This window comes from Chryseotalea sp. WA131a (genome assembly GCA_025370075.1).
In the GTDB taxonomy this organism is placed as follows: domain Bacteria; phylum Bacteroidota; class Bacteroidia; order Cytophagales; family Cyclobacteriaceae; genus ELB16-189.
Genome location: CP073016.1, coordinates 2,450,450 through 2,462,186 on the forward strand (window position 1 = coordinate 2,450,450; position 11,737 = coordinate 2,462,186).

The window sequence follows — 11,737 nt, forward strand, 5'->3', positions numbered from 1 at the left end:
AAAATGACCGTCATCATAAAAATATGGTATTTACTAAATCATTCACTATCACAAATTAAAAAAAGGCCATCACACAAAAACATTTTCAAATTTTCAAATCGGCTCATTTTCAAATTGATTTAGGTTTGAATCACCCCTACATTAAATTTTTCTACCATCGCATGATTGGCCGCTTCAATGCCCATTGAAATAACAGTGCGTGTTTCTAAGGGATTGATTACACCATCTACCCACAAACGTGCAGCTGCATAATAGGGACTCAATTGTTCATTGTATCGGTCAGTGATTTCTTTCAGCAGTGCGTCTTCCTCTTCTTTGGTAATCGTCTTTCCTTGCGCCTTTAATGTGCTCACCCGAATCTGCAACAACGTTTTAGCAGCCGAACCTCCGCTCATGACAGCAATCTGTGCCGTTGGCCAAGCATAAATCAAACGAGGGTCATAGGCTTTGCCGCACATGGCATAGTTGCCCGCACCATACGAGTTGCCAATGATAAAAGTAAATTTAGGAACCGTAGAGTTGGCCATGGCGTTCACCATTTTCGCTCCGTCTTTGATGATGCCCCCATGCTCAGCCTTGCTGCCCACCATAAATCCGCTCACATCTTGCAAAAAAATCAAGGGCACTTTGCGTTGATTGCAGTTCATGATAAACCGAGCGGCTTTGTCAGCAGCATCCGAATAAATCACACCGCCCATCTGCATCTCACCTTTTTTGTTCTTCACCACTTTGCGCTGGTTGGCTACAATACCAACCGCCCATCCGTCCACTCGTGCAAAGCCACACACAATGGTTTTTCCATACAGTGCTTTGTATTCATCAAATTCCGAATTGTCTACCAATCGTTTAATAATCTCTACCATATCATACGGCTTGGTGCGATCGGCTGGCAAAATTCCGTAAATCTCTTCGGGCTTTTCTTTTGGCAATGCTGATTTCTCACGACTGAAACCGGCCTTTTCATAATCACCAATCTTATCGAATAAATCGCGTATGTGATCAAGACAGGCTTGATCATTTGGAAACTTGTTATCGGTTACTCCTGAAATCTCGCAATGCGTAGTTGCACCACCCAATGTTTCATTATCAATGTCTTCGCCTATGGCGGCTTTCACCAGGTAAGATCCTGCTAAAAAGATAGAACCCGTTTTATCCACGATCATCGCCTCATCACTCATGATGGGCAAATATGCACCGCCTGCCACGCAACTGCCCATAATAGCCGCCACTTGCACAATGCCCATGCTCGACATTTTGGCGTTGTTTCGGAATTGCCTTCCGAAATGTTCTTTGTCGGGAAAAATTTCGTCTTGCATGGGCAAAAAAACCCCTGCGCTGTCTACCAAATAGATGATCGGTAAATGATTTTCCATGGCAATCTCTTGTGCGCGTAAATTTTTCTTTGCGGTGATAGGGAACCACGCGCCTGCCTTTACGGTGGCATCGTTGGCCACTATCACGCACTGCCTTCCTTTTACGTATCCAACACCAGTGACTACTCCGCCAGAGGGGCATCCCCCCTGCTCTTTGTACATGCCATCACCGGTGAAAAGACCAACTTCTAAAAAAGAAGAATCTTTATCAATGAGGTAATGGATTCGCTCACGGGCTGTGAGTTTGCCCTTTTGATGTTGTTCATCAATTTTCTTTTCACCTCCACCCAACATCGTTTTCTTTGCCTTTTCCTTTAAGCGAAAGCAAAGTTGCTTGAGCTGATCTTCGTTTTTATTGAATTCTAAATCCATGAGGAGATTTAAGATGTGAGATTTTAGACTTATGTCTAATGTTATTCGTTTTTTAGAACTTCATTACTAAAAATTAAAAGTAGGTTGTGCAAAACTTGCCTTCTGCTGCCAATGCTGACGATCAATGTCAGCATCCTGACCCAAGGCGTCAGGACTACCTCCTTTTAACCACCTACTTCTTAAGGGCCTTCTTCAATTCTTCTTCTTTTCTGCGGTCGCGATCGATTTTCTTTTTGCTTTTACCCAAAGGCGCCAGAAAATGTTTGGGGTTGGTGTTGAGATGTACGGCCAAGCTATCAAGGGTTTTCAAAAGCTTATTGAGATTTACATAGAGCGTGTCTTCAGTCATCAACTTGCTCATGGTGTTATCCCCTTTGTTTAATCGCGCCAAGGTTTGATTAAGGTTTACAATAGCTTGCTGTGTTTTGGTCAGGGTCTGGTTCAACTTTAGTGTCTTGAGCGAATCGGACAATGTTTTAAAGTTGTTTAGAGTAGGCCTAAGGTCGGTGAGCGTGCCATCTAAATTTTCGGCCACTTTTTTAAAAGTGCTTGAAAGTTCAATAATCTTCCCATCTGCCGTCACTAATGTTTTGTTCAACAAATCGGGTGTCGCTTGAAGTTTATTAAAGATTACTTCGAGTTGCTGCGAGTTTTTGAGTAAGTTATCCACAATTACATTGAATTTGCGCAAAGTAGTTTGCAAGTCGGTGGCTACGGGCGTAGCTGTTTCTGACAATACATCAAACATACCTTTGGCCACTTCGCTTTTAAGCGTGTCTCCAGGCTTCAAAAATTCTTTAGACGAAGTTAGTTTCAACAAGATTGTTTTACCACCCAGTAATTCACTGTTTAAAATAGCTACAGTGCTTTTAGGCAGTTTGATGGTGGACTCAATATCAAATTCAACGAGCACTTGATGGTTACGCTCTTGCATGATCTGAATATTGCTCACGCGCCCAACAGGAAAGCCATTCACCAAAACAGGATTTGAGATGGCTAGTTGATTGCTATTTTCATACACCGCATAATACTTTTTGGTGGTTGAAAAAAAATCGATCCCCTTCAAATAGTTAAAACCAAAATAAAGCGCAGCAATTGCAATCGCTATCACCAACCCAACCTTAAATTCTTTTGTATTCACGAGTATTAGTTTATCGATTCAATCTCAGTTTTATATTCTTTAAATGCCCGATAGATTCCGGAGGCAATCAACTCTTGGCCTTCGTCTGATGCTAAAAAGCCTTCTTCTTTTGAGTTGGAAAGAAATCCTGTTTCAATCAATACGCTGGGCATAGATGTTCGCCACAATACCAAAAAACCCGCTTGCTTCACCCCGCGGCTGTAGCGCCCCGCTTTGGTTTTAAACTGTTGTTCCAATTTCTGTGCAAACTTCAAACTGCTTTCGTGGTAAACACTTTGACTTAAGGTAAACAAAATATACGATTCAGGGCTTTTCGGGTCAAAACCTTCGTAGCGCTGTTCATAATTTTCATCCATCATTATCACTGAGTTTTCGCGCTTGGCCACTTCAAAATTACCTTTGTCTTTGTGCAAGCCCATCACATAGGTTTCGGTGCCATAAGCGGGTGCACCGGGCAGCGAGTTGGCATGGATGCAAATAAATAACTGTGCCTTACTTTTGTTAGCCATCTCCGCACGCTCATCTAACGCCACATACCGATCATCCTTTCGGGTATAAATTACTTTTACGCTCGGAAAATTCTTTTCGATATAGTTGCCCAGCTTAAGGGAAATTTTTAAGGCAATATCTTTCTCTTTTGTTTTCTTGCCCGATGTGCCAGGGTCTCGGCCACCATGCCCAGGGTCAATCACAATAGTTTCTAACTTAAACTCAGGCGGCCTAACATATGCCGAAGAGTTTAGCAAGGTTATTGCTATCAAGAAAAGCTTTATTCGGATATTGGCCACGATACGGAGGTCAGTGCGATTGTATTAAGTTTGTGTAAAGTTGTGAATTTTTCGCTAAAAGCTAAACTATTCGATATTATTAGGCGGCACCCCCCCTATGCGCCATCCATTCCCGAAAGCGGATTCGGGAGGCTTTTCACTTTTACTCCTCGCAACCAGCGCACAAATCTTTGTGGGCTATCCCGCGAAACGGGGGACAATCCCTTGCCGAAGTTCTCGCTTACGAGTGTGGGTATTGCAATCATTCTGCTCAACCTGATTACTTCAACTGTAAACGGTCAAGAAAGAAAACCAACCCGCGGCCAGCCCATTGAAACTAAACCCAATTCACAAGTAAATTCTCTGGCTTCACCAGAAAGCCCATCCAAAATCGATTCGCTGCAAAAACCTATTAAACAAGACAGCCTTAAACAAGATTCTTTAAAACAAAAGAAGAAAGGCGAAATAGAATATACCATTGTTTACACGGCCAAAGACTCTATCAACTTTAGCCTTGATAAAAAAATTGTTAGGCTCTATGGCGATGCTGTTGTTACTTACGGAAACATTCAACTGGATGCTGAATTGATTGTGATCGATTACGAAAAATCTGAAATCACGGCCAACGGAAAGCCCGATTCCACAGGCCGATTGGTGGGCTTTCCGATTTTTAAAGAAGGGAATGAAACCTACGAAACGCGCGAGATGGTGTACAACTTCAAAAACCGAAGGGCAAAGATTTCGGAAGTAGTAACAAAGCAAGGGGAAGGCTTTATGCATGGGCAAACCGTTTACAAGAATGATAAAAATGAACTCTTCACGGTAAACAATGTGTACACCACTTGCGATTTAAAGGATCCCCATTTTCGGGTGATCTCAAGCAAAGCAAAAGCGATACCCGGGGATAAAATTGTGTCGGGCCCTTTTTATATGGAATTCAATCACGTGCCCACACCACTTGGTTTTGCGTTTGGCATGTTTCCCTCTCCGCGCAAAAGTTCTTCCGGTATTATCATTCCAGAATATGGCGAAGAGCGGACCCGCGGGTTTTTCTTGCGCAACATGGGCTATTTCTTTGACATCAACGATTATGTGAAAGTAACCTTGTTGGCCGACCTCTACTCAAAAGGATCTACCGCGCTGAAGTTAAACACCAACTACAACAATCGGTACAAGTACTCAGGTTCGTTTAACTTTAGCTATACCAACAACAAATTGGTAGACAAAGAAGAAGACCAAAGCCGCTCGCGCGATTTTAGTTTAACGTGGAGCCACAGTCCGCGCACCAAAGGCACGGGAAGGTTTTCGGCTTCGGTGAGTGCTGCCACCACTTCGTTTACACGCAACAATTTTTTGGGAGCACAAAATTTAGCCAACCCCACGGCTCTTAACAATACCAATCGCAAACTAACGTCAAACATTTCTTATTCCAAAACATTTGCCAACACACCATTTGCCCTCGGTATCAACCTACGGCACAGTCAAGATTTATTTACGGGTCAAGTAGATTTGCCCATGCCCGATGTAACCTTTAACGTCAATAATTTGTACCCATTCAAAAGCATAAGCCGCACGCCCATTTTAGAAAACATGAACATTCGCTACACCATGGCGGGCACCAACCAAATTACCAACAACTTGGGCAGAATAGGAAAAGACCCAACAAAGGATAGTATTGCTTCCTTTAATCTCGCTAACCTAGGCAAGTTTATTGATAACGGTAAAAACGGATTGCGACACAGTATTCCCGTTGCTACTTCTTTTAAAATATTAAAGTTCTTTACGGTTAGCCCGAGTATCTCCATCGATGCATTGACCTATACTGAAAAGTTGCAATGGAAAGCCGACTCTACAGGCAAAACACCCGTCTCAACAAGAGTAAAAGGGCTCAATCAAGTTTTCAATTACTCACTTAGTGTTGGCCTTACCACGCGCATTTACGGGACATGGTTATCAAAAAATCCAAATAGTGTTATTAAAGGAATCAGGCATCTAATAACACCCAGCATCAGCTATAGTTACACACCCGATTTCAGCGATCCATCGCAAGGGTATTTTCAAGATGTGCAAGTAACGGATGCCGCAGGTCAAAAAAGAATCATCCGGAAATCTGTGCACGAGGGTTTTGTGTATGGAACTTCCCGCCAAGGACTAAGCAATACACTTGGCATAGGGCTTGGTAACACCATTGAAATGAAAGTGAAAAGCAAGAAAGATTCCGTGGCGAAAAAGATATCACTGTTTAACAATCTTTCTATTTCCACGGGTTATAATTTTGCTGCTGATTCATTTAAGCTGGCACCGATTTCCATGAGCGCAAATACCAATGTGCTCAACAATAAAATCAACATCAACATCAACGCCACGCTTGATCCATACGACTACGAAGTTCAGCGTACAGCCGTGCGAGTGCCGTTAGAATCTGGCACTTTTACAGAGCGCAGACTCGATCGGTTGGTATGGGCAAACGGAAGTTTAGGCCGCATTACTTCGGCAGGCCTGGCGTTTAGCACCAACCTCAATCCAAAAGGTCAAAAAAGCGATACGGACACAAAAGATAAAATTGCGAAATCAAATGCTTCTCAAGCCGATAAGGATTACCTCTTACAAAATCCGCAAGTGTATGTTGACTTTAGCATTCCATGGAACTTGCGAATCAGTTACAATATAAATTACACACGCACGGCTAGTCCGGCCGCTATTCTTGCCGAGCGTGCAGTGTCAAGATCACAGCTAACACAAGCACTCAATTTTTCGGGCGACTTATCGCTGACCACCAAATGGAAAATCGGATTTAACTCAGGCTACGATTTTGTGTCGAATCAATTTACACAAACCAACCTTTCGATTAACCGAGATATCCATTGCTGGCAACTGAGTCTGAACTGGGTTCCGTTCGGGCAGTTTCAAAGCTACCTTTTCAACATCGGTGTAAAGTCCGCTTTACTCAGAGATTTAAAACTTAATCGAACCCGATCTTTCTTCGATGTTAGGTAACATCTAACTCGCTAGCCAACCTTCAATTTCTTGTAGTGTTGGGTTTTGCACACTCTCCAGTTTTAATTTTTTGCGCATGCCGGGAATATCGTTGAACAACTTGGTTGCTTTCGTGCCCTTCAGTTGAGCAAGTGATGTGATTCCCAACTTTGTTAAAATTGGAATCAACTCTGTTCGCACACCAATTGACTCAAATTCTTGTTGTGCATCCATTGGCTCCATCACTTTTTCAGGTTTCATCTGCGGAAAGAAAATTACATCTTGAATAGAGGGAGAATTGGTCATTACCATGGATAGGCGATCGATGCCAATGCCTAAACCAGCGGTGGGTGGCATTCCGTATTCTAAGGCCCTTAAAAAATCTTCATCCAATGTCATGGCTTCCTCATCGCCACGTTTGCCCAATTCAAGTTGTTCTTCAAAGCGCTTGCGCTGATCGATGGGGTCATTCAATTCAGAAAATGAATTACAGATTTCTTTACGATTGCAAATCGCTTCAAAGCGTTCCACCAATCCTGGTTTTGTTCTATGTTTTTTTGCTAGGGGCGACATTTCCAACGGATAATCCGTAATGAAAGTCGGCTGAATCAATTGGTGTTCGCACTTCTCCCCAAAAATTTGGTCAATCAATTTTCCTTTGCCCATGGTGCTATCGGCTGGCACCTGCAGTTGTTTGCACGTATCGCGCAAAGCCGCCTCGTCCATTTCAGAAATATCAATCCCCGTAAAATGGTGAATGGCCTCGTACATGGTAAATCGTTTCCAAGGGCGTTTGAAGTCAATGATATTTTCACCCACAGTTACTTGTGTGGTGCCGTGTAAATCAATCGCCACTTTTTCAATCATCTCCTCCACCAAATCCATCATCCAATTGTAATCTTTATACGCCACATACAATTCCACTTGCGTGAATTCAGGATTATGAAAGCGCGACATACCTTCGTTGCGAAAGTCTTTGGAGAATTCATACACGCCATTGAAGCCTCCCACAATCAAACGCTTTAGATACAGCTCGTTTGCAATGCGCAAGTAGAGCGTCATGTCCAACGTATTGTGATGCGTTTTGAAAGGCTTGGCGGCCGCTCCACCGTACAACGGCTGGAGTATAGGGGTTTCGACTTCTAAATATCCTTTGCCTGTCAAATACTCGCGCATGGAATTTACCAATTGTGTGCGTTTGATGAAGGCCTCGCGTACGTGTGGGTTCACGGTCAAATCTACATAGCGCATGCGGTAGCGTTGCTCGGGGTCGGTGAAGGCATCGTGCAAAACAACATTGCCTTGCTCGTCTTTTGTTTCTTTCACAATCGGCAATGGCCGAAGCGATTTTGACAACACCTTAAAGCTGGTAACATGAATGGAAATCTCTCCTGTTTGCGTGGTGAATACAAATCCTTTTACGCCAATAATATCACCAATGTCCAATAGTTTTTTGAAAACGATATTGTACAAAGTTTTGTCTTCGGTGGGGCAAATATCATCGCGCCTGAAATACACCTGGATACGGCCAGTCTCATCTTGCAATTCTGCAAACGAGGCATTGCCCATCACCCTGCGGCTCATGATGCGGCCAGCAATGGAGACATCTTTGAATTCTTTTTTATCGGGATAGTTATCGTGAATCTCTTTGGCAGAGACGTTTACTTCAAACAATTCGGGCGGGTATGGATTGATGCCGAGTTTTTGCAGCTCTTCCATACTTTGCCTACGGATGATTTCCTGTTCGCTTAGTTGCATAATTTTAAAATGGATTGCAAAATTAAGGATTTAGAAGTGCCTGACTAATAACTTCTAAGGAAATCTGATACAGTGATAATTGAAATACCCTTAAAAGGATGAAGTACCAATAAATCCGCATCTCTTGTAACAATCGTTTTGGCATCGGCACTAACGGCCAATTCTAAAAACATGTTGTCTTTTGAATCCCTTGACGCATAAACTTTTTCAGTAATTTCAACAGATTTTGAAAGGATTAAAAAGTTTGCCAAAAAATCAATTTTATCTTCTTCTTTTAGGAAGCGTTGTAATCGCGGTTTTTCTAAAGTAACAGCTAGTTCTGTAAATGTCTCACTTGATCTAATAAGGGCGTATTTTTTAGTAGCAATCTCAAATGCTTTTCTACAAAAACCGTCTCCAAGGGCAGCACTGATCAATACATTTGTATCGAAAACAAGTTGCATTATTCCCCTCTCAATAAATCATCTAGTTTGTTTACGTCAAGCCCTTGCTTTTTGGCATATCCCGTCATGCTGTCCATTACCTGCGGCATTGTTCTCTTAGGGCGGGCAACAAATGAATTAACAATAAGAGCCAATGTTTTCTTTTCGCTGTCAGATAGCTTTAAAAGCATTTGCTCTGTTTCAGGTGTAATCGGTAATGAAATCATAGTTTAAAGTTCAGGAAATACCTGTTGATTTCAAAGTGTGCTAGTTTACTGATTTGCGTCTCTTGAGTTCCTTTCTAATTAACGTCAACTCCCTACTGCTCTGCCCCGCTACAGATGTATTTTCTGATGCTCTTCTTAACAAATAGGGCATCACGGACTCCACAGGGCCGTAAGGAACATACTTGGCTACATTATAACCGGCCTTTGCCAAGTTGAAAGATATGTTATCACTCATGCCCAGCAATTGAGCAAAGCATACCCGCTTGTCGTCATTGCGCATGCCGTGTTTGTTCATCAGCACAGCCAAATACTGGTTGCTGTATTCATTGTGCGAACCGCAGACAATTGAAATTCGCTGCTTGTTGTCGATGCAAAAAGCCAATCCTTTGTTGAAAGCATCATCGGTGGCTTCCTTATTTGGATGGATGGGATTTGGATAATTCAACTTCCCGGCCCGCTCAGCTTCTTTTTCCATGTAAGCACCTCGCACCATCTTCACTCCTAAATAGTAATTGTGCATGGTGGCGTTATGGAAAGCATCTTTCAAATTGCCTAACATATCCGCTCGGTACATTTGAAAGGTGTTAAATACAATAGCATGCTCTTGATTGTATTTTTTCATCATCTCGTAGGCTATTTCATCAATAGGATTTTGAATCCAACTGTCTTCAGCATCAATCAACAAAGGAATATGAAACTCATGGGCCTTTGCACAAATCTTATCCACCCGATTTTTAATTCGTTCAAAGGCAGCCACTTCATCGGCCGAAAGGCTCACTTCGGTTTGCACTTTTTCCAATAAATCGAAACTGCCCAAGCCTGTTACTTTAAAAACACAAAACGGAATGGACGGATGGCCTTTGGCAACCTCAAAGGTTTTTAATATCTCTGCTGTCGTTTTATCAAAACTAGGCTCGTCATCTTCACCCTCTACAGAATAATCGAGAATAGCACCTACTTTAAACTGGGCAAGCTTGTCAATAGTCTTTACCGTTTCTTCGGCTGTCTCTCCACCACAAAAATGTTCAAATACTGTGTTGCGTATAATTCCTTTAATGGGTAGGTGCAATGCAAGACTCAGCTTGGCCAGACCAGTAGCAACAGCCGATATGCTGGGATGGTTGACCACCGAAAAAATAAAGTTTGCCTTTTTTAGCTCGCGATCGCTCTTATAAGAAAAGGCTACTTCGGTATCGGTGAATGCAACGGGCGGAAGAGTTTCCATACTCAAAAATTTCGATGCAAATATAAGGCTGCGATAACCAATTATTCACTTATTTTACGAATACAAGAAAGTTGCAGAGAAACACCAAAGCTCAACTTTGAAGGTTAAATTATGGCAGAAGGGCATGTTCAGTTGAGCGACAATGTAGCAGTGCTTGTTCAAGATTTTTTGGCAAAGCAAGAGTTTACGCAATTGGCCGTATTGGTAGATGTTCACACCCACATTCATTGTTATCCGATTATCCAACAGCAATTGCCCGCCCACACCTTAATAAAAATACCGGCAGGTGAAGGTTATAAAAACATCGATAGCTGTCTTTCGATTTGGAAAAATCTAACAGACCTTAACTTTGATCGTCATGCGCTTCTGCTTGTATTGGGCGGAGGGGTTTTGGGCGACATGGGTGGGTTTTGCGCAGCCACTTACAAGCGCGGCATCTCGTTTATTTTAATGCCCACCACTTTGTTGGCCCAAGTTGATGCCAGCATTGGCGGCAAACTGGGCATCGATTTCGAGCATTATAAAAATCATATCGGGGTTTTTCAACAGCCATTGGCAACCTTGATCAGCTCAGTTTTTTTGAATACCCTACCCGAGCGCGAACTCCGTTCAGGATTTGCCGAAGTAATCAAACATTGCTTGATTGGCGATAAAGCCATGTGGGAAATTATTCGAACCAAAACATTGGCAGATCAAGATTGGACAACACTCATACCCCACTCTATCAAAATCAAGGAAGACATTACCCAAAAAGACCCTCGTGAAAAAGGAATTCGCAAGTCTTTGAATTTTGGGCATACCCTAGGTCATGCACTGGAAACATACTTCCTCACAACATCAAAGCCCATTTTCCATGGGGAGGCGGTGGCCATGGGCATGATAATGGAATCTAAAATTGCACATTCAAAAGGTCATTTAACTTTTGATGAATTGGATCAAATAAAAGCCTACTTGCTTTCAATTTTTGGCAAAGTAACGGAGCCTTTCTCGAGTCAAGAGATTATACGATTAACTCTTCAGGACAAAAAGAATAAAGGAAATGAGGTGTTGATGGCTGTGCCAAAGGGAATTGGCAGTTGCGTGTGGGATGAGACCACTAGTGAAAAGGAGATGTTAGAGGCAATCGAGTATTATGAGCTTAGCTAAGCCGGCCGACTATAAATAATGTACATCTTGTTCATCTTCTTTACCGTTCTTCCCCGCAAAGGTATCTCTTACCTTATTGGCAGCTTTGGTGACAAACTCCTTCGTCTTTTGTTTGCGGCTGCCGGTCAGAAGCCAAGCTGCCAATAAGGCGCCACCTGCTACTCCCAGTCCGATGGCAATTTTTTTGTTCGTGCTCATATCTACATTAACTGATTTTTAAAATTATTTGTTTCAAACTCAATAAAAAAAGTACTTGCAAAAAATTTTTTTTCTTCAACTAAAACGTATCCGGCCATTGAATTCGTACCTCCTTATACCAAAATGTTCTCA

10 protein-coding genes are annotated in these 11,737 nt (G+C 42.4%); 2 read left to right on the forward strand and 8 right to left on the reverse strand.

Annotated elements, in window-relative coordinates; genetic code table 11:
* Positions 1–119: 119 nt before the first annotated feature.
* From KA713_10950 to KA713_10960, 3 genes are all read right to left on the reverse strand, one after another.
* A complete protein-coding gene (locus KA713_10950) occupies positions 120–1,745 on the reverse strand; it encodes an acyl-CoA carboxylase subunit beta (protein UXE65021.1) in 1,626 nt (541 codons plus the stop codon).
* Positions 1,746–1,917: 172 nt separating this feature from the next.
* A complete protein-coding gene (locus tag KA713_10955; protein UXE65022.1) occupies positions 1,918–2,886 on the reverse strand; it encodes an MCE family protein in 969 nt (322 codons plus the stop codon).
* 5 nt (positions 2,887–2,891) lie between these two features.
* Positions 2,892–3,677: an N-acetylmuramoyl-L-alanine amidase gene (locus KA713_10960; GenBank protein UXE69104.1), complete on the reverse strand. Its 786-nt coding sequence runs from the start codon at positions 3,675–3,677 to the stop codon at positions 2,892–2,894.
* 225 nt (positions 3,678–3,902) lie between these two features.
* Here KA713_10960 and KA713_10965 point away from each other — a divergent pair, with 225 nt between their 5' ends.
* Positions 3,903–6,650 carry an LPS-assembly protein LptD gene (locus KA713_10965; protein ID UXE65023.1) on the forward strand — a complete coding sequence of 916 codons (2,748 nt, stop codon included), beginning with the start codon at positions 3,903–3,905 and terminating at the stop codon, positions 6,648–6,650.
* 3 nt (positions 6,651–6,653) lie between these two features.
* Here KA713_10965 and lysS read toward each other — a convergent pair whose 3' ends face one another.
* From lysS to KA713_10985, 4 genes are read right to left on the reverse strand one after another with little or no spacing between them, the layout of a single operon-like run.
* Positions 6,654–8,387, reverse strand: a complete 1,734-nt coding sequence (lysS, locus tag KA713_10970; protein ID UXE65024.1) for a lysine--tRNA ligase — start codon at positions 8,385–8,387, stop codon at positions 6,654–6,656.
* 44 nt (positions 8,388–8,431) lie between these two features.
* Positions 8,432–8,830 carry a putative toxin-antitoxin system toxin component, PIN family gene (locus tag KA713_10975; protein ID UXE65025.1) on the reverse strand — a complete coding sequence of 133 codons (399 nt, stop codon included), beginning with the start codon at positions 8,828–8,830 and terminating at the stop codon, positions 8,432–8,434.
* On the reverse strand, positions 8,830–9,036 hold the full coding sequence (locus tag KA713_10980) for a hypothetical protein (protein UXE65026.1): 207 nt from the start codon (positions 9,034–9,036) through the stop codon (positions 8,830–8,832). Before KA713_10980 ends, KA713_10975 begins: the two co-directional genes overlap by 1 nt.
* 40 nt (positions 9,037–9,076) lie before the next feature.
* Entirely contained in the window at positions 9,077–10,261 is a 1,185-nt protein-coding gene (locus KA713_10985) for a proline dehydrogenase family protein (protein ID UXE65027.1), read from the reverse strand.
* A 111-nt stretch (positions 10,262–10,372) separates the two neighbouring features.
* On the opposite strand from KA713_10985, the gene aroB reads away from it, so the two are divergent.
* On the forward strand, positions 10,373–11,407 hold the full coding sequence (gene aroB / locus KA713_10990) for a 3-dehydroquinate synthase (GenBank protein ID UXE65028.1): 1,035 nt from the start codon (positions 10,373–10,375) through the stop codon (positions 11,405–11,407).
* Positions 11,408–11,416: 9 nt separating this feature from the next.
* On the opposite strand, the gene KA713_10995 is transcribed toward aroB, so the two are convergent.
* Complete coding sequence (locus tag KA713_10995; GenBank protein ID UXE65029.1) at positions 11,417–11,605, reverse strand: hypothetical protein; 189 nt, start codon at positions 11,603–11,605, stop codon at positions 11,417–11,419.
* Positions 11,606–11,737 lie beyond the last annotated feature (132 nt).